An 18818-nucleotide genomic window follows, 5' to 3' on the forward strand; every position below is an offset into this window, starting at 1 on the left:
TTTTGCATAATATAATATTTTAAATAACTTGGTTTACAAATTTTCTTTGAAACTGTTGGTATTGAGATATTTTTCTCCATCCATAATTATTGGGAGAGTTATATTCATCCTTTGGTAGGTTCTGATTCCTTGTTTATAGATCATAATATAGCAGCCTTGGATGTATTATAAGCTTGACCTTTTTACTTGGATGTTTTTTACTGAAGAGTGAGGAATTAATTAAACTAAATTGGAGAATATAATGGATATAAATAAAATTGGTGCAGGAAAGAATATTCCTGAAGAAGTGAATGTGATTATTGAAGTTCCTATGGGAAGTGATCCTGTAAAATATGAATTTGATAAAGAAGCTGGGGCGATTATGGTTGATCGCTTTGTTCAAACAGCAATGTTTTATCCATGTAATTATGGTTTTGTTCCATGTACTTTGTCAAAAGATGGAGACCCTGTAGATGTATTAGTTATTGCTAATAATCCAATTATTCCTGGTGCCGTTATAAAAGCAAGACCAATTGGGGTGTTGATGATGGAAGATGAATCAGGAATGGATGAAAAAGTTCTTGCAGTGCCAACCACTAAACTTGATCCATATTTTGCTAATATCAAATCATATAAAGATTTACCAGAAGTTCTTGTAAATAGAATCAAACATTTCTTTGAAAATTATAAGGCCTTAGAAAAAGGTAAATGGGTTAAAGTTGCAGGCTGGGAAGATGAAGTGGCTGCAAAAAAAGTTATATTAGAAGGATTAGATTTAGCTAAATAATGAAAGGATTTTCTGAACCAGTCAAAACTATTGCTGTGATGTTGCCACCTGAATATACGGTGAGCCAGATTTCTTATCGTTTGAAATCTGTGGTGGAAAATGAATTTTCTTATGTGAAAATTCGTGGTGAGGTTTCAGGGTTTAAGCTTGCTCCTTCAGGTCATGCTTATTTTTCTTTAAAAGATGATAATGCAACTTTAGCTTCTGTTTGTTGGAAGGGAGTTTTTGCTAATTTAGCAGTTAAGCCCAAAGAAGGAATGGAGCTTATCTGCATAGGGAAGATTACAACTTATCCAGGGCAGTCTAAATATCAGTTAGTGGTAGAAAAAGTTGAGCATGCGGGCATAGGAGCATTGATGGAGATGCTTGAAAAGCGTAAGGCTCAGTTTGCCAAAGAAGGATTATTTGATGCTGATAAAAAGAAGAAAGTTCCTTATCTCCCAAAAAGAATTGGAATTATCACCTCTCCCACTGGCGCTGTTATTCAAGATATAATTCATAGAATTAAAGACCGGTTTCCAAGCCATGTTTTATTATGGCCGGTTTTAGTGCAAGGGGAAAAGTCATCTAATCAAGTTAGTGAGGCTATTGCTGGCTTTAATAACATGGAAGATAAACCAGATGTTATTATAGTTGCCAGAGGTGGTGGCTCAGTTGAAGACTTATGGTCATTTAATGAGGAAAATGTGGTGAGAGCTGCGTATAATTCAAAGATTCCTCTTATTTCTGCTATTGGTCATGAAACAGACTTCACTCTTTTGGATTTTGTGGCTGATTTAAGAGCGCCAACTCCTACAGCTGCGGCTGAAATGGCAATACCTGTATTGAGCAATATTTCTATAAATATTCGTAGTATTATTAATAGGGCAGAATATGCTTTAACAAAATATTTTGAATTTAGAAAAAATAAACTGCAGATGTTAAAAAAGTCTCTGCCTAATTACGAAAGTATTTTGAATCATTTCGTTCAAAGATTGGATGATTTGTCTCTTAGATTTGTAAATTCAAGAACTAGATATTGTGAATTAAGGGCTAATAAACTTAATACTCTTAGTCTCCGTTTGAAACACCCTAAAGATATAATGAAAATGGCGGAGCAGAGATTATTGCAAGCCTCCAATAGATTACATAGAGCTGGAGATATCTGTTATAATAATTCTTTGCAGAAATTAAAGCTCACTGGATCCTTATTAGATAGTTATAGCTATAAGAAAACTTTAGAACGTGGCTTTTCTATTATAGTAAGCAAAGATAATAATGCTATCACTTCAGTTGATCAAGCTAAGTCTGGTGATAAGTTAATAGCTGAATTTCATGATGGTAAGTTGGGTGTTACTGTGGATTAACTGATTTTAGCGAGAGTTACTTACGGTTTTTGCCGCTAACCCCATTATAGTATATGTACTTGTATTTGGGGCTTGGGTATGAATACTCCTTAGTCCCTCCATAGCACTAGCTACAGAGTTTGCTAGGTTAGCATATTGAGGCTTTGTAGCTGCCTTCTCAACAATCCCTTTTGCAGTATTAAAATCTTTTGTACTTACATGTTCTGGGATTGTGCTAAGCAACATTTTATCGCTGAGTTCAGGAGAATTCTGATATGCTGTATAAATGGTTTTGATATGGTTATCTATTTGTTCTTTCATAATTTTATATACTCATTGATTTGCTAGTCTGCTTCTTTTGAGCTGGAGTCGTTGCCGGTGACTCTATTTTGTTGCTTATAGGAATAATTTTTGGCTCAAGGGTATCTTTTATTTTAGATGAGCGTTGTTCCGTTTGATATTTTTTATAAGTGTCGATTACTAATTTTCCAGCAGTGAAGACTATTTCTTCAGTTACCTTCTCAACTCCATTTTGAACAATGCTTGCTATGGCTACGGGGCCAGCAGCAGATAATAAATCGATAGTAGCTGCAGATGCTGCTACTATTTCTTTTGATTCTGTTATTTTTGATACTCCAGCAACTACACCTGAGACTACAGGTATTTTACTTATTGATTTATCAACTTTTTGTTCGTCATATTCTTTATAATATTTTTCTATTCTTTCTCCAAGATTTTCGATAGTGTTCTCTGTGGTGGTTTTAAAATTTTGCATCTGTTGTTTAATGCGTGTTTGTGAATCTAATTCTTGTGTTTGTTTCTGACATTCTTCTAGAGAAAATGTAGTAGAAGATTCTGTGGTCCCTTGTGCATAATTTATAACTCTGTTTGTTCCTTCTTTTACACCTGCAACTGTACCAAAAACTGTAGCTCCCTTGACGGCAAGTTTTGCGGTTGCTATAGATCCTTTCGCAACGGTGTTGATTTCCTTATATGTTTGCTGTCCAGTTTTTTTAATAGTATTACCTGCTGTTATTTGTCCAGCTTTAAATAATGCTTTAGAGTTTTTAGTAAAGATTGCTGCTGTTTGTTTCATTGAATGATATTCTCTTAAAAGTTTATATCGAATAATACTTTGAGTATAATTAATAATTGGTTAATTATGTATGCTATTTTAATTCTTAGAAATATATTTTTATATATTTGAATATAATCTATTGCAGAGTATAAATTTTTAGTATATAAAATTCTTCTCCTGAGGGCGATTAGCTCAGTTGGTAGAGCGCCTCGTTTACACCGAGGTGGTCGGCAGTTCGAGTCTGTCATCGCCCACCACCCTTGAAAATTCTAATATTTTTTTTCTTCCCCCACTTGTATAAAGAAAAACACTTCCTATATATACTTTATGTAACAAATAATAATTTTTATATATTTAAAAGAGGAACAAAAATGTCAAATTATATTTTAGGTATTGATTTAGGTACTACTAATTCTTGTGTTGCAATTATGGAAGGCAAGGACCCAAAGGTAATTGAAAACGCAGAAGGAGCTAGAACAACTCCTTCAATGGTGGCAATGACTGAATCTGGAGAAAAGTTAGTAGGTAATTCTGCGAAGAGACAGGCTGTAACTAATCCTAAGAATACTTTATTTGCTATTAAGCGTCTTATTGGCCGTAGATTTAATGACCCAACAACTAAAAAAGATATGGATTTGGTTCCGTATAATATTATAGAAGCAACTAATGGTGATGCATGGGTTAAAGTTAGAGATGAAAAATATTCTCCTAGTCAAATAAGCGCTTTTATCTTGCAGAAAATGAAAGAAACAGCTGAAAGCTTTTTGGGTGAGAAAGTTACAAAAGCAGTTATTACTGTACCGGCTTACTTTAATGACGCTCAACGTCAGGCTACTAAAGATGCAGGTAAAATTGCTGGTTTGGAAGTTTTACGTATTATTAACGAGCCAACAGCAGCAGCTTTAGCTTATGGTTTGGATAAATCTGCTAATAAAACAATTGCTGTTTACGATCTTGGTGGTGGTACATTCGATGTGTCGATGCTTGAAATAGGCGACGGTGTATTTGAAGTTAAATCTACTAATGGAGATACCTTCTTGGGTGGTGAAGACTTCGATATGCGCATTTTAGACTTCTTAGCAGATGAGTTTAAGAAAGAAAATGGTATTGATTTAAAGAAAGATCCTTTAGCTTTACAAAGATTAAAAGAAGCTGCTGAGAAAGCAAAAATTGAATTATCAAGCTCTTTAGAAACAGAGATTAATTTGCCATATATTACAGCTGATTCTAGTGGACCTAAGCATTTATTAATTAAAATGTCTCGTTCTAAATTAGAAAGTTTAGTGGATGATTTAGTTGAAAGAACTATTGAGCCTTGCCGCAAAGCATTAAAAGATGCCGGATTATCTGTAAAAGATGTTCAGGATGTTGTTCTCGTTGGTGGTATGAGCAGGATGCCTAGAGTTATTCAAAAAGTGAAAGAATTCTTTGGGCGTGATCCTCATAAAGGTGTTAATCCTGATGAAGTTGTAGCACTTGGAGCAGCAATTCAAGGTGGTGTACTAAGAGGCGACGTGAAGGATGTGATTCTTTTAGACGTTACTCCTTTATCACTTGGTATTGAAACCATGGGTGGTATTATGACAAAACTAATTGATCGTAATACAACAATTCCAACTAACAAGAGCCAAACTTTCTCAACAGCTGAAGATAACCAAACAGCGGTGACAATTAAAGTTTTCCAAGGGGAAAGAGAAATGGCTGCTCATAATAAATTATTAGGGCAATTTAATTTGGAAGGAATTCCTTCTGCTCCAAGAGGGATGCCACAAATTGAAGTTTCCTTTGATATTGATGCTAATGGTATTGTTAGTGTAACTGCAAAAGATAAGGCAAGCGGCAAAGAGCAGAAAATTACAATTCAATCTTCTGGTGGATTGTCTGAAGATGAGATCAATCAAATGGTTAAAGATGCAGAAGCTAATGCTGAGGAGGATAAAAAGCAGAAAGCAATCATTGAAGCTAAAAATCATGCTGATAGTATGATTTACAATACTGAAAAGAACTTAAAGGAATATGGAGATAAGATATCTTCTGAAGAAAAAGAAAAGATAGAATCAGATATTGCTGAGCTTAAGAAGTCAATAGAAGGTAATGATCCTGAGGATATGAAAGCTAAAACAGAGAGCTTAATGCAGTCTTCTATGAAAATTGGTGAAATGATGTATAAAGATCAACAAGCTGGGGCAGAGTCACAGCCTGGTAGTGAGCCAAATGAAGAGTCTTCAAATCCAGATGATGCTAAAGTAGTTGATGCTGAATTTGAAGAAGTAAAAGGAGATGAAGACGAAAAAGATAAGAAGTAATTAAAGTATTTCTTATATAATAATAAAAAATCACCATTTTTGGTTTTAGTTCTGAGATGGTGATTTTCTGCGTTAATAACAATAGGGTTATGGTTAAGTATGAAAGAAGATTTTTATAAAATTTTGGGTGTGGATAAAAAAGCTAATGCAGATGAAATTAAAAAGTCGTATCGTAAATTGGCTATGAAATATCATCCTGACCGTAATCCTAATGATAAAGAAGCAGAGGTTAAGTTTAAACAAGCTACTGAAGCGTATGAAGTTTTAAGTGATGCTCAAAAACGGGCTGCTTATGATAGTTATGGTCATTCTGCCTTTGAACAAGGTGCAGGTCCTAGAGGTGGCGCAGGTGGCTTTGGAGGTGGAGGCTTCCACCCGGGGGGCGCAGGATTCTCTGATATGTTTGGAGATATATTTGAAGATCTAATGGGCGGAGGCGGAGGAAGACGCAGCCAAAGCTTTAATATGAAAGGGGCTGATCTTAGATATAACATAGAAATTTCTTTAGAGGAAGCTTTCCAAGGTAAAAAAACTAAAATTAAGTTTAATTGTGCGGCTTCATGTCAAACTTGTAATGCTACTGGAAGTGCCGACAAAGGGCAGCCTGAAAGATGTAATGCTTGTAATGGGAGAGGCTCTATTAGAGCTCAACAGGGATTCTTCACGGTAGAGCGCACTTGTCATATTTGTAATGGAATAGGTAAGAAGATTAAAAATCCATGTGGAAGCTGTAGAGGTGAAGGAAGGGTTCAAAGAGAGAAGAATCTCTCAGTGACTATTCCAGCTGGGATTGAAGATGGAAATCGTATTCGTTTGAGTGGAGAAGGTGAATCCGGAATTAGAGGCGGACAAGCTGGTGATTTATATGTTTTTGTTAATATTAAAAAGCATCAACTTTATGAAAGGGATGGGGTGAATTTGCATTGTAGAATTCCTATCAAAATGACTACAGCTATTTTAGGTGGTAGTATTGAAGTTCCTTGTATTGATGGCGGTTCTGTGAAATTTGTAATTCCTGCAGGCACTCAAAACGAAGCTAAGTTTAGACTTAAAGGCAAAGGTATGCTTCGTATTCATAGTAAAAGTCGAGGAGACATGTATATTCATGCAATGATCGAAACTCCTATAAAAATAACAGACAAGCAAAAAGAGTTATTGAAGGAGTTTGCTGAATTAGAAACAGCTGGCTCTAGTCCTCAATCAGAAGGTTTTTTTAAGAAGATAAAAAATATTTTTAGCTAAAATAATTGTTTTTTTATATCTTTAAGATAGAATGGATTGATATTAAATTTTATTAAAATAGTGTCAATCCATGCGCCTTAAAATCATTTCAATTATACTTATCATATCTTTAATTTTTATAAGTTATTTATTTATAAATAGATCTAATCAAGTTATAGATCCTATTATTCCACGTAGTGTTTTATTTGGTAATCCAGATAAGTTTGCAGCAAGAATTAGTCCCAATGGAGAATACATAAGTTATATTGCGCCAAGCAATGGTGTGTTAAATATTTGGCTTGCTCCTAGAGATGATATAGATTCTGCTAAGGTAATAACAGATGATGATACTAGAGGAATTAGGAATTATACATGGGCCTATGATAATAAACATCTTCTCTATTCTCTTGATAATAAAGGTGATGAGAATTATCGTGTTTATTCGATTAATATAGAGACAGGTGTAACAGAATTGTTGACTCCAGAAACTGCTGTGAGAGCTTATGTTTCTTATGTTAGTCATAGATTCCCAAATGAAGCACTGATTTCTACTAATGAAAGAGATAAACAATATTTTGATATCTATAAATATAATTTAACTACTGGCAACAGAGAGTTAGTTTTAGAAAATACTAAATTCGATGATGTGGTTATTGATGAAGATCTACAAATACGTTTTGCTAGTTTTATTGCTGAAAATGGTGGAAGAGAATATTTTAAGTTTGAAGATAACTCTTGGCAGCCATTTATGGAGGTGCCTTTTGATGACATAACAAGCACAAATCTTTATGGTTTCAGTGAAGATGGGAATGTTCTTTATTTGTCAGACAGTCGTAACCTCAATACTGCAGCTTTGAAGTCTATAAATTTAGAAACCGGAGAAGAAAATATAATAGCCAAAGATGATAAATCTGATGTAAATATTTTCACTTCTCACCCTACTAAAAATATTATCCAGGCAATAGGAACTACTTATTTAAAAAGTGAGTATAAGTTGTTAGATGATTCTATTAAAGATGATATGCTTTACTTAGAATCTGTTGCAAACGGTGGAGAGATAATAATAGGGAGTCGTAGTATAGATGATAAGCATTGGATAGTGGTGATTATGTCTGATGATGCTTCTATTAAATATTACCAATATGATAGAGATAAAAAAACAGCTAACTTCTTATTTAGCCACAGATCTATGTTAGATCAATATAAATTGGCAAAAATGTATCCAGTGATTATAAAGTCTAGGGATGGTTTAGATTTGGTTAGCTATATTACATTTCCAAGAAATAGTAAATTAAATAATTCTATGCAGCCAGAGAATCCCCTTCCATTGGTTCTTAATGTTCATGGTGGACCAAGATTAAGGGATTATTGGGGATTTGACCCTGAACATCAATGGTTAGCTAATCGTGGATATGCAGTCTTGAGTGTTAATTATCGTGCTTCTTCAGGTTTTGGCAAAGATTTTCTGAATGCTGGTAATGGGCAATGGGGGAAGAAAATGCATGATGATTTAATAGATGCGGTAAATTGGGCTATATCTAATAAAATAGCCAACCCTAAAAAAATATCAATTTATGGAGGAAGTTATGGTGGTTATGCTGCTTTAGTTGGTCTTACGATGACTCCAGATGTGTTTGCTTGCGCAGTTGATATTGTTGGCCCAGCTAATCTTATTACTTTATTAGAAAATGTTCCTCCGTATTGGGGGCCGTATTTGAATGCAATGAAGAAATGGATGGGGCCTTGGGAGACTGAGGAAGACAAACAAGCTTTATTGCAAGTTTCTCCAATATCATTTGTGGATAATATAAAAAAACCTCTTCTTATTGCTCAAGGAGCTAATGATCCTAGAGTAAATCAGATAGAATCTGATCAGATTGTAGAAAAAATGCAGAGTAAAAATATTCCTGTGGTTTATGCTTTATATCCTGATGAAGGGCATGGTTTTGCAAGACCAGAAAATAGAATATCATTCTATGCTTTAGCAGAACAATTTCTAGCAAAAGTTCTGGGAGGAAGAGCTCAGCCTATAGATGAAGATTTAGAAGGAGCTAATCTTATACTTAATGGGGTGTCTCCCAAGAATGCTTTAGAAGCAGAAAATATTATAGGCAAAGAAGTTAAACAATAGGTCTGTTATGATTTTAAAAAGCATAGGTTTAATGAGTGGAACTTCTATGGATGGTATAGATGCTGTGCTCATGGAAACTGATGGCAAGAAGATTATAAAGCCTAAAGTAACTGCATCTATTTCTTATGATGATGAGTTTAAGTTAAAACTTAGAGAGGCAGAGCTAGTTGTAAGAGATGCTAAAAAAAATATAGCCTCTTTGGAGGTGGTAAATAGGTCTACAGAGCTTCATGCTGAGGTAGTTAAAAAATTACTTAAGAAGAGCAATTTATTGCCTAAGGATATTGATGTTATAGGGTATCATGGTCAAACCATTTATCATAATCCTGAAGAGGGAATAACCATTCAAATAGGTGATGGGCAATTATTAGCAGATTTAACTGGTATTAAAGTTGTAAATGATTTTCGCAGTGATGATATTAGAAATGGTGGGCAGGGTGCTCCTTTAGCTCCTCTTTATCATCATGCTTTAGCATTAAGGGATTCTTATTTCCCAGTGGTGGTGGTGAATTGTGGTGGAATATCTAATATCACAATCATCAATGGAGGTAGTGAAAACCAGGTTATGGGTTTTGATACCGGTCCTGGTAATGTTCTAATTGATCGTTATATTCGTGAAAAAACTAATAACCAAGAATTTATGGATTTAGATGGGAAATATGGATCAAAGGGAGTGGTTGATCAAGTTATCTTAGATAAGATGATTACTTTTATACAACCATATCTTGAGCGTAAAGTGTCAAAGTCTTTAGACTCAGGGGAGTTTCATTTAATTGAAGAATTAGATGTTTTAAGTATTTATGACGGATGTGCTACATTAGAGGCTCTCACAGCTAAATGTATTACAGACAATGTGGATATGAATGCTCCAAGAAAATGGGTATTAGCAGGAGGAGGGTGGAATAATTCAGTTATTTTAAAGTTTCTTAAGCAATATTTAAATGACAAGTTTGGTGTGGTTGATATTAAATTAGCAAGTGAAATTGGTTGGGATAGCGTTTATATGGAGGCGGAGATTTTTGCATATTTGGCCGTGCGCAGTCTCTACGGTTTATCCGTTACTATTCCAAATGTTACCGGAGCAAGGGTTGCAAGTTACGGAGGTTCGTTATATACAATATAAGTGCAGACTTTATTTTATATGATATAATCATCAAATGAGTAAATATTATACTACTACTGATATAGATAGCAATCTTAGAATTGATATAGATTTTGAGGTTCAGGATGATGTTTGGGGCAACTTGTCAGAGTTAGCTCTTAAAGTATCTAAGGCTGTGTTTTCTAGGCTTGATATATATAAATATATAACCCATATTGAGTTTTCTATTGTTCTTACCAATAACGATACAATACAAAAGATTAATTTCCAATATCTTGGTAAAGACAAGTCTACGAATGTTTTGTCTTTTCCTGCTCAAGATATTATAATAGATAAATTGGGCGATTTAAAAATACAAGATGGATTTCTTTCTATAGGTGATATAATATTTGCATATGGGGTGATGGAAGATGAAATAAGACGGGACGGTAATACATTCCAGAATCATTTTGCTCATTTGCTTGTTCATGGATTGTTGCATTTATTGGGATATGATCATCAAGAAGATCAAGATGCTTTCCAAATGGAGAGTCTTGAGGTGGAAATTCTATCAAGTCTTGGTATAAAATCCCCATATGAATATTAGTAAAAAGGTAATATATATGCCGGAAGGTGGTCGAGAGAGATATAAATCGCATAAACTATCAACTATGATAGCTAGGTTGTTTTCTTTTTTTAAATTTAAGTCTGAGCATAACCATAACCATACTTATAATAATTCCTTAGATGCAAGTTCTGAAGTTGATAATAGCTGGTTTAAATTTCAGCTTCTTAAAGCTGAAGATATTATGATTCCTCGCGCAGATATAGCGGCAATTGACTATAAAAGTTCTTTGGATGATATTAGTAGAGTCTTTTTAGAATGCAGGCATACAAGAATGCCAGTTTATAAAGAGGAATTGGATAATATTATCGGTTTTATCAATATAAAAGATATTTTACCCTATTTATTGGTTCCAAAAGATAATCCAGTTTTTAAGATAGATGCGGTATTGCGTAAACTACTTATAATTGCTCCTTCAATGAAGATTTATAACCTTCTTGAAGAAATGCGCCAAACCAGAACTCACATTGCATTGGTGGTAGATGAGATGGGAGGAATTGATGGATTAATCACTATTGAGGATTTAGTAGAAGAAATTGTTGGTGAGATTGAAGATGAACATGATCAGGGAGATGAAGGGTTAGAATTTAAAGTTATTGATGAAGAAAATTTTGAGGTTAGTGGAAGAATCGAAGTTGAAGACTTAGAAGAAAAATTAGGTTTGAAGTTGGGTGAAGAAAATGAAGAATATTATACTTTAGGAGGGCTTATTTTATCCATTTCTGGAACAATTCCTAATAAGGGTGATAGTATTGCTCATCCTTCAGCAGGTGTGGTGTTTAAAATATTAGATAGTGATCCTCGTAGAATAAAGAAAGTGTTGATATATAAAGGATCTTCTTCTGTGAATCAACAGCAATGATATCACTATATATATACTATTCTAAATAAATAATATTGAATTGTTATTATAAGGTTGTATGTCTTGATGTTTTGAAGTAGAGTCAATCGGGTTTGAAGATATACTTAAACTATAGACTGATAAAATAAAATGCAATTTTTAAGAACTAGTGATTTTAAAAAAAAATTCATTGATATAGCTAAGCTATTAGTTGAAAATAAAACCTATATATTGCATAAATATATTCCAACCACATTAATATTCTTGCTATCTGCTTATATATATAGTTTGCTTAGAGGGGTCAAAGATTCAATTTTAGTGCCAACTCTTGGGGCAGAGCTAATTAGCTATGTAAAATTTTATATAGTTTTTCCTTCCACTGTAATATTTTTTGTCTGTTTCTCAAAGCTAGCCAATCTGTTATCTAGAGATAAATTGTATTATGTAATTGCAATGTTTTTTGCAAGTTTCTTTTTGTTTTATGCTTTTGTTTTAGGTCCTAATACTAGTTTTTTTCATTTAGATTTATCTAATTGGATATCTAAATACCCTCAATTCAAATATCAAATATTGATGATTCAGAATTGGACAGTTAGCGTGTTTTATATGATGTCTGAGTTATGTGGCACAGTGATGTTGACTCTTTTATTTTGGCAGTTGGCTAATGATTTGTATAATATAAAAGAAGCAAAAAAAACTTATGCCTTATTTGGTTTAGTTGGTCAATTGGGCTTGGTGATAGCTGGAGTTGTGCAGAGTAATGTTTCTGTTTGTTTTGAAGACCCATCTGATTATGAAGCTTGGAATGTAACCATCAAATGGATGATGATAAGTGTATTTGTGGCATGCTTAGGACTGATATCTATTTATAGATGGATGTATAAGAATGTTTTATTTAACCCTTCTCTTTGCGATAGAAAGCATAATACAGAGAAAGAAAAAATTAAATTATCGGTAGTAGAAAGCTTTAAGTATGTATTTTCTTCAAGGTATCTTTGGTTAATTATGGTGATAGTATTTTGCTATGGGGTTGGAGTTAATATGATAGAAAGCGTTTGGAAAGATCAGCTGCGCCTTCAATATATTTCTAATAGTAATTATAGTGCATTTATGGGTAAGTTCCATATAATATTTGGCTTTACAACAATAGTCACGATGTTGTTTGGGGCTTATATTCTTAGAAAATTTAAATGGATAGTGGCAGCATTATTTACACCTTTAGGTGCTGGTTGTACAGGAGTAATTTTCTTTAACTTAATTATATTTAGAGATTTATTTGGTGAGTGGTTTTCTCAATTTGAAATAAGTTTGCTTTCAATGGCGGTTATGGTTGGAGCTTTGCAAGTGATGTTGTTTAAATCTTTCAACTATGCTTTTGTTGATGCAACTAAAGAGATGGCTTTCATTCCTTTAGATAGAGAGCTTAGAATAAAAGGTAAAGCAGCTGTGGATGTTATAGGTGGCAGATTTGGTAAAGCTTTTGGTGCTATTTTGCAGCAGATAATGTTTCAGTTTATTAGTCCAAATTTGTCTGATCTTACTTATGAGATATTTATAGTTTTTGTAGTCACTATGGTTATGTGGACACTTGCTGTAATAGCTCTAAACAAAGAGTTTTATAAGTTAACTAAAAGCTAATCTAATTTATATAATTATTATTTTTAAAACATAGATGTAAAAAAGTCTCACATTATATGTTTTTAGCGCGCACCTCCTCAATTATAAATTGAACAGGGGTGGGAGGGTGTGTATTATTGGGTTTGCAGGTTATTTCAAAACAACAGGAAAATTATGAGATTAACTATAAAATATGCGTTATTAATTAGTCTTCTATCGTCGACTGCTTTAGCTCAAAAGAATCAGATAGCTAATAATAATATATATGATCAAAGTTCAATTATAAAAAATAAATCAGTAGGTATTGTGCGCGGTAAGGCTGGGAAGAGTTCTCGCGATAGCTCAGTGTATACTGCAAGCTTTAAAGCTTTTGTAGTTCATGAAATAACAATTAATTTTGACGGAATAGAGCAGCAAAAAAGTATTAAGGATATATGTGCTGAGTATGTTGGCAAGTACATGACTCATGAAATGATATCCGAGTTAAAAATTAAATTAATTAAGAGTCTTATACAGCAAGATTATTTAGTGCCACAAGTAAATATAAGTGAAAACAAAGGAAGGCTAAAAGTTAGTATTGGAGTTGCTGGTATTGATAGTGTTGTTATTTTGGGTGAAGGAAAGAATAATCAATTAATGAAGGAATATGCAGATAAAATTTTGTCTGCTAAGACAGCTAAAGTAAAATATGTACAGAGATATTTAGCATTAATGAATAAGATCCCTGGTTATGATATTGAGTATAAATTAGAAGAGAAAATAGGGGATTCATCTAAAACTGAATTAATTATTGCTACTGTAAAAACAAAAGGTGAAGCTTTTGTTGGAGTGGATAATTATGGGGTGAATGATTTAGGAAAAATGCAGATGGCGGCTGTTGGACAGATCTATTCTCCGTTTGGAGCTCCAGATTCATTTCTAGTACATGGTTCTACAACTAATCATCCAGATAGATTAAATGATGTAGGTTTTGGTTATAGCAGAACTATTAATACTTATGGTACAGATGCTCATTTCTTTGCTTCGCATTTTGAAAATAATTCAACAAAAGATGATATAGTGAATGCCGATAGTGGTACGGGGAATAATGTTAGGGCTTCTCTTACACATCATCTGTATTTAGCAGCTCACCAGGATCTTCAAGGAGAAATAGCTGTTAACTATAGAAATGCCACTAGTCATGTGGTGGATAGCATTACTAATGTTTCAAGAACGGATAGAAAATCGAATTATATCTCAGGTGATGCAGGACTTAAATTCTTATTTAAGGATGGAGCAGATGGTCGCAATATGATGCATTTAAGTGTGGTTCAGGGAATTGATGGTAGGTTTAAAAACTATAATGATGGTGGTGTTTTAGATGTAATTGATTCTCCAGATGAGCATTTCAATATTATAAAATTTAATATCTATAGAGATCAAGAAATAGCAAATAACTTTAGTATTTTTTCTCATGTTAGCGCGAATTACTCAGGGCATAAATTACCAAGCCAAGAGAAATTTACACTAGGTGGTAGAGATTTTGGCAGAGGTTATAGCTTTGGAACAATTGATGGTAATAGAATGTTAGCAGCATCCTTAGAAGTGAGGTATACTCATCAGATGGATGGCAGGATGTTTGTTGATGAAGTTCAGCCATATATATTCCGAGATATGGGGTATGTTGGTAAGCAATATGGTGATACTGATATTACCCATCTTTCATCAACAGGTGCTGGGCTAAGACTAAAACTGCTTTATGATATTGATTGTGGCGCAGAAGCAGCGGTTCCTGTAAATAAGAGCTATAAAGTTGATGGAGAGCAACATGACGTTAAGACGAAGTTTGGCGTGTATATTAATAAGGCATTTAAGTTTTAGATAAGGACTTACAATAAAGAGGTGTAAGATGGAAAATCAATATAAAAAAGCTTTAGCAAAGATAGTAGCAGTTTTTAGTATAACAACTGTGTTTTTATTTGGTTTTGATAAACCTGCTTATGCTTCAGATCAGGCTGACAATCTATCGGCTTCAACCGTTTCAGAAGAAGGGAGTGCAGACTACCTTGAAATGGTAGAATATATGGAAGAAGAAGATGATGATCTGGCAGAAAACATCCAAGAAGGAGTTGAAAGTCCTTACAGTAAAGAGATTACTCAGGAGCACATTGATGCTGTAAAAGCCATTTCAGGTGAATCAGATGATGTGTACAAAAAAATGATAGCAGCTTATGAAAAACAGCAGCAACTAAGGGTGTCTTTAGAGAAGCATAAATCTCAAAAAATAACAAAAGATGAATTGAAAGCACATAAGACAGAATATAAAAATGCGCATAAAGAATATCGTGATGCCCATGAGAAATCCTTGCCTAAAGTTGTTCAAAAAACTGGTGAATTATCCCTCAAGTGTAAAGCTGGTGATTGTACGGATGCTGATAAATTACAGTTGAATAAGTATAAGTTATTTACTGATGCTTCCGTTAGTGATCTAAAATTAAGCACAAACCAATTTGGTAAATTGGAGCTTCATGAGGTTTCGTCATATATAGGGTTTTCAATATCTAAATTATCTGATGAAGATAGAAAATTATTAAGGTATTTAAGTAATCAGGAGGCAATACTTAAGTCTAAGATTATGCTTTACAACTCTTTTGGGGGTGATCGTAGACTTGAAGAAGTTAATGCAGCAAATGATAAAAGAACAGAGTTATTAGTTCAGTTAGGAATTGTTGATACTAAGAAAACTGTTCAATCTAAGGAGAAAATTTCAGGCACCTCTAAACCTTCTGTTGGAGGAAACAATGTAGGAGATAATTCTGTTCCTAAAATTACAGGTGTTAGGGATGATTTAAGAATTACCCAAGAAGATGTGAAGGTTTTGGAGGATAGACGCAATGAATTAGGTGCTAAGTATTCTGAAGAGTTAAAGTCTGGAATTAATGATCCTAAAGATTCTCTAGCAGCAGAGGAGCTTTTTAGTGTTAGTAAAAAACTGTTTGAATTACAAAGAAAATTAGATGATGCTATATCTCTTAAAGATCGTACAGCTAGTGACAGTGATAAATTTCAGGCAAGGGTTGAGAAAGCTGGAAAATTACAGAAAGAATATGATGAAATGCAAGCAAAATATTCACAGCTGAAATCTAATACTTCACTTTCTGGTAATGTGTCTAATAAAAATACAGCATCAGAGAAAACTAAGCGCGCTCAATTAGATAAAATAGCAAAGGAGATGGAGGATTCTAATGGCAGTTCTCAGGCGAAGAAGGATTTGGCTGATTTTAGGGATGCTAATCCTGAAATCACTGAAGCGGATGTAAATTCTGCTTTATATAAAGCTGCTACACTTAGAAAGCAGGAAGCGGAAGCAGATGCTGCTAAGAAGAAGAATGAGAAGGATAAAGCTCAGCGCGCTCAATTAGATGAATTAGCAAAAAATGCAGTAGATTCAAATGATATGACAGAATTAAATAAATTTATGGCTGCTAATCCTGATGTTAAAGAGGAAGCTAGGGAGTCTGCTCTTCGTAAAGCTGCTGTACTTAAAAAGCAGCAAGAAAAGGAAAGAAAAGCAAAAGAGAATCAGAATCAAGATTCTTTAGAGAAGGAAAAAGATGTGGTTCCAGTTCCTAAATATAAAGAGAAACAAAATAAAACTAAGATAGCTACAGATAAGAATGGAGATTATATAAGAGTTGATCAGGGGTCTAAGAAGAGCTCTCATAAAGCAGTAGTGGCTGTTCAGAGGTCTACTCCTTCTAAAGTAACAAATGAAGTTGTTAAAGCTGCGGAGCCTACTAAAAGTAGTGTAAAGGCCAACTATAATACAACTGCCACTAAAACTACTAACTCTAGTAATGTAAAAATTAAAGAGGACAATAATGTTAATAGAATTAATCTATTGAATGAGGCTTTATCGCAGTAGCATATTGTAAATATAGCTTTAAAATTTTATTGATTGTCATCTCTCGTTAGGAAGGGATATTAAAATATAGTATGTTAGGGGCTGTATTTTTTGTAATCTTATCACAGTTTCTATTAACTCTATAAAGTTATTTTTCAGTAAGTTGCAAGAATTTTTCAGTTGTTAATGATTTGTTAATGGTTGTGGGTTGATAATGGTAAGTTGTTATTTATATGGAGTAGTTATTTTTTGAATGTTTAAAGTTAATAATTTATTTTCAGGGCAGAAGGGTGAAGCTCCAGAAGCCAATAGTGAGAATGTAGTTAGTAGTATTAATAATTGGTATTCTGATAGATATAACTCCATTGTTGTTCAGCGCAATTTAATACTAATAGTTTTGTTGCTATCTCTGGTCTTGGTGATAGCAAGCGTTTTTGTTGTTGGTAATGTGTCTTCAACATTTAAAATTCAACCATTTGTAATAGAAATTGAGAAAAAGACAGGTATTACTAATATTGTAAATCCTCTTGTGAATCGTGAATTAACGAGCGATGAAGTATTAAATAAATATTTTATTACCAGATATATCAAAGCAAGAGAAGGATATAGCTCTGAAAGTTGGAGGTATAATTATTTAACAGTGGTGCGTTTGTTATCTACTCCTGGGGTGTATAGAGCATTTAGTCGATTTTTTAATGGTAGTGCTCAGAGTCCCATTGCGCTTTATGGTAATCAAACTTCTACAGAAGTTGTTTTTAGGTCAATTCAGTTCTTTCCTCCAGTAGCTGATTCTAGAGGAAGAATGGGAGACTCTAGGGCAGTTGTTAGGTTTACCATTATAGCAGACAAGGGGCACCTTAGAAATGCAGTGGATAATAGAATATATAAAATTGTAACTTTAACATATAAATATCAACAAACTAAAATGAGCGATAATGATCGAATGGAAAATCCACTTGGTTTCTTTATTACATCTTATCGTGATGATATAGAAAACACTAGTATTGATGTGGTAAAATAGGTTATTTAGGAATAATAAAATGAAATTTAATAAGTTTAGAAAGTTTTTTATAGTTTTACTTCTTTCTGTTGCTGGAGTATCTATTGCGGATGAACCTATTACAACAGATAATCGTGTGAAGACCTATATTTATAACGAAAATGAAGTATATAATTTAATGATTTTCTATGGTTATCAAACAAGTATAGAATTTGCTAAAGGAGAAGAAGTTTCTACTATTTCTATGGGAGATTCATATGCTTGGAAGATTAATGCAGTTGGACATCGTTTATTTGTGAAGCCATTGGAGGATAATATGCATACTAATATGACCATTATTACTAATAAAAGAGCATATCAATTTGATCTTTTTTCAAAAAAGATAGATGGCAAATTTGATAAAGAGTTAGTTTATGTAATGCGTTTTTATTATCCTGAGACCGCTGGTGCAGAGGTGGCAAATTAGGTGAAAAAATGAATTTAAAAAAAGTAAGGTAATAAGTAGTTATGTCCGAAAAAGAAAAGACTGAAAATCAAGAGGCTAATCATAATATTGAAGATAATAAACCTTCTGAAAATACAAAAGAGAAAAATATCTTGGGGGAAGAAGATGAATCTAGTGGTGCAGAAGTTTATGTTGAATCTAAAGAAGATTTAGAGGGCGTATCTAAAGAGTCAATAAGCCAAGAAAATTTGCAGTCTTCACCTGAAAAGGAGTTCAAAGATATTGAAGAGGAGGATGAAGAATTAGAAGAAGATGGTGATGAATCTGAAGAAGAGGATGAAGAATTAGAAGAAGATGGTGATGAATCTGAAGAAGAGGATGAAGAATTAGAAGAAGATGGCGATGAATCTGAAGAAGAGGATGAAGAATTAGAAGAAGATGGCGATGAATCTGAAGAAGAGGATGAAGAATTAGAAGAAGATGGCGATGAATCTGAAGA

Annotated in this window: 16 protein-coding genes and 1 tRNA gene; 15 read left to right on the plus strand and 2 right to left on the minus strand. The window is 33.6% G+C overall.

Annotated features, from left to right (window positions below; genetic code table 11):
- The first annotated feature begins 241 nt into the window (after window positions 1-241).
- Together ppa and xseA are read left to right on the plus strand one after the other, a co-directional pair.
- The gene (ppa, locus tag N4A31_00115; protein ID MCT4634639.1) at window positions 242-766 is read left to right on the plus strand and encodes an inorganic diphosphatase; all 525 of its coding nucleotides are present in this window, start codon (window positions 242-244) and stop codon (window positions 764-766) included.
- A complete protein-coding gene (xseA, locus tag N4A31_00120; GenBank protein ID MCT4634640.1) occupies window positions 766-2112 on the plus strand; it encodes an exodeoxyribonuclease VII large subunit in 1347 nt (448 codons plus the stop codon). Before ppa ends, xseA begins: the two co-directional genes overlap by 1 nt.
- A gap of 6 nt (window positions 2113-2118) precedes the next feature.
- Here the strand turns inward: xseA and N4A31_00125 are convergent, their stop codons facing one another.
- The gene (locus tag N4A31_00125) at window positions 2119-2412 is read right to left on the minus strand and encodes a hypothetical protein (protein ID MCT4634641.1); all 294 of its coding nucleotides are present in this window, start codon (window positions 2410-2412) and stop codon (window positions 2119-2121) included.
- Window positions 2413-2416: 4 nt separating this feature from the next.
- The gene (locus tag N4A31_00130; protein MCT4634642.1) at window positions 2417-3187 is read right to left on the minus strand and encodes a hypothetical protein; all 771 of its coding nucleotides are present in this window, start codon (window positions 3185-3187) and stop codon (window positions 2417-2419) included.
- Window positions 3188-3350: 163 nt separating this feature from the next.
- Here N4A31_00130 and N4A31_00135 point away from each other — a divergent pair.
- From N4A31_00135 to N4A31_00195, 13 genes are all read left to right on the plus strand, one after another.
- A tRNA-Val gene (locus N4A31_00135) sits at window positions 3351-3426 on the plus strand.
- 114 nt (window positions 3427-3540) lie between these two features.
- Entirely contained in the window at window positions 3541-5475 is a 1935-nt protein-coding gene (gene dnaK / locus N4A31_00140; GenBank protein MCT4634643.1) for a molecular chaperone DnaK, read from the plus strand.
- A 99-nt stretch (window positions 5476-5574) separates the two neighbouring features.
- On the plus strand, window positions 5575-6717 hold the full coding sequence (dnaJ, locus tag N4A31_00145; GenBank protein ID MCT4634644.1) for a molecular chaperone DnaJ: 1143 nt from the start codon (window positions 5575-5577) through the stop codon (window positions 6715-6717).
- Between the two features lie 70 nt (window positions 6718-6787).
- Window positions 6788-8827: a S9 family peptidase gene (locus tag N4A31_00150; protein MCT4634645.1), complete on the plus strand. Its 2040-nt coding sequence runs from the start codon at window positions 6788-6790 to the stop codon at window positions 8825-8827.
- A 7-nt stretch (window positions 8828-8834) separates the two neighbouring features.
- Window positions 8835-9950, plus strand: coding sequence for an anhydro-N-acetylmuramic acid kinase (locus tag N4A31_00155; protein MCT4634646.1), 1116 nt, complete (start codon window positions 8835-8837; stop codon window positions 9948-9950).
- Window positions 9951-9984: 34 nt separating this feature from the next.
- Window positions 9985-10515, plus strand: a complete 531-nt coding sequence (ybeY, locus tag N4A31_00160) for an rRNA maturation RNase YbeY (GenBank protein MCT4634647.1) — start codon at window positions 9985-9987, stop codon at window positions 10513-10515.
- A gap of 16 nt (window positions 10516-10531) precedes the next feature.
- Window positions 10532-11395 carry a hemolysin family protein gene (locus tag N4A31_00165; protein MCT4634648.1) on the plus strand — a complete coding sequence of 288 codons (864 nt, stop codon included), beginning with the start codon at window positions 10532-10534 and terminating at the stop codon, window positions 11393-11395.
- A gap of 129 nt (window positions 11396-11524) precedes the next feature.
- The gene (locus N4A31_00170; protein ID MCT4634649.1) at window positions 11525-13012 is read left to right on the plus strand and encodes an NTP/NDP exchange transporter; all 1488 of its coding nucleotides are present in this window, start codon (window positions 11525-11527) and stop codon (window positions 13010-13012) included.
- A 153-nt stretch (window positions 13013-13165) separates the two neighbouring features.
- Complete coding sequence (locus N4A31_00175; protein MCT4634650.1) at window positions 13166-14851, plus strand: BamA/TamA family outer membrane protein; 1686 nt, start codon at window positions 13166-13168, stop codon at window positions 14849-14851.
- Between the two features lie 28 nt (window positions 14852-14879).
- Window positions 14880-16895 (plus strand): hypothetical protein, encoded by a 2016-nt coding sequence (locus N4A31_00180; protein MCT4634651.1) that lies wholly within the window; start codon window positions 14880-14882, stop codon window positions 16893-16895.
- Between the two features lie 232 nt (window positions 16896-17127).
- Complete coding sequence (locus N4A31_00185) at window positions 17128-17895, plus strand: type IV secretion system protein (GenBank protein ID MCT4634652.1); 768 nt, start codon at window positions 17128-17130, stop codon at window positions 17893-17895.
- A 19-nt stretch (window positions 17896-17914) separates the two neighbouring features.
- Window positions 17915-18340, plus strand: a complete 426-nt coding sequence (locus tag N4A31_00190; protein MCT4634653.1) for a TrbG/VirB9 family P-type conjugative transfer protein — start codon at window positions 17915-17917, stop codon at window positions 18338-18340.
- Between the two features lie 41 nt (window positions 18341-18381).
- Window positions 18382-18818, plus strand: a 437-nt coding sequence (locus N4A31_00195) for a hypothetical protein (protein ID MCT4634654.1), incomplete at its 3' end; no start/stop codon positions are given.

This window comes from Rickettsiales bacterium, from assembly GCA_025210695.1.
In the GTDB taxonomy this organism is placed as follows: domain Bacteria; phylum Pseudomonadota; class Alphaproteobacteria; order Rickettsiales; family CANDYO01; genus CANDYO01.

Coding starts and splice junctions, on each gene's coding strand:
- N4A31_00170 (MCT4634649.1), top strand. CDS start 11,525: ATGCAATTTTTAAGAACTAGTGATTTTAAAAAAAAATTCATTGATATA.
- N4A31_00165 (MCT4634648.1), top strand. CDS start 10,532: ATGCCGGAAGGTGGTCGAGAGAGATATAAATCGCATAAACTATCAACT.
- dnaJ (MCT4634644.1), top strand. CDS start 5,575: ATGAAAGAAGATTTTTATAAAATTTTGGGTGTGGATAAAAAAGCTAAT.
- N4A31_00155 (MCT4634646.1), top strand. CDS start 8,835: ATGATTTTAAAAAGCATAGGTTTAATGAGTGGAACTTCTATGGATGGT.
- N4A31_00185 (MCT4634652.1), top strand. CDS start 17,128: ATGTTTAAAGTTAATAATTTATTTTCAGGGCAGAAGGGTGAAGCTCCA.
- N4A31_00125 (MCT4634641.1), bottom strand. CDS start 2,412: ATGAAAGAACAAATAGATAACCATATCAAAACCATTTATACAGCATAT.
- N4A31_00180 (MCT4634651.1), top strand. CDS start 14,880: ATGGAAAATCAATATAAAAAAGCTTTAGCAAAGATAGTAGCAGTTTTT.
- N4A31_00175 (MCT4634650.1), top strand. CDS start 13,166: ATGAGATTAACTATAAAATATGCGTTATTAATTAGTCTTCTATCGTCG.
- ybeY (MCT4634647.1), top strand. CDS start 9,985: ATGAGTAAATATTATACTACTACTGATATAGATAGCAATCTTAGAATT.
- N4A31_00150 (MCT4634645.1), top strand. CDS start 6,788: ATGCGCCTTAAAATCATTTCAATTATACTTATCATATCTTTAATTTTT.
- dnaK (MCT4634643.1), top strand. CDS start 3,541: ATGTCAAATTATATTTTAGGTATTGATTTAGGTACTACTAATTCTTGT.
- xseA (MCT4634640.1), top strand. CDS start 766: ATGAAAGGATTTTCTGAACCAGTCAAAACTATTGCTGTGATGTTGCCA.
- N4A31_00130 (MCT4634642.1), bottom strand. CDS start 3,187: ATGAAACAAACAGCAGCAATCTTTACTAAAAACTCTAAAGCATTATTT.
- ppa (MCT4634639.1), top strand. CDS start 242: ATGGATATAAATAAAATTGGTGCAGGAAAGAATATTCCTGAAGAAGTG.
- N4A31_00190 (MCT4634653.1), top strand. CDS start 17,915: ATGAAATTTAATAAGTTTAGAAAGTTTTTTATAGTTTTACTTCTTTCT.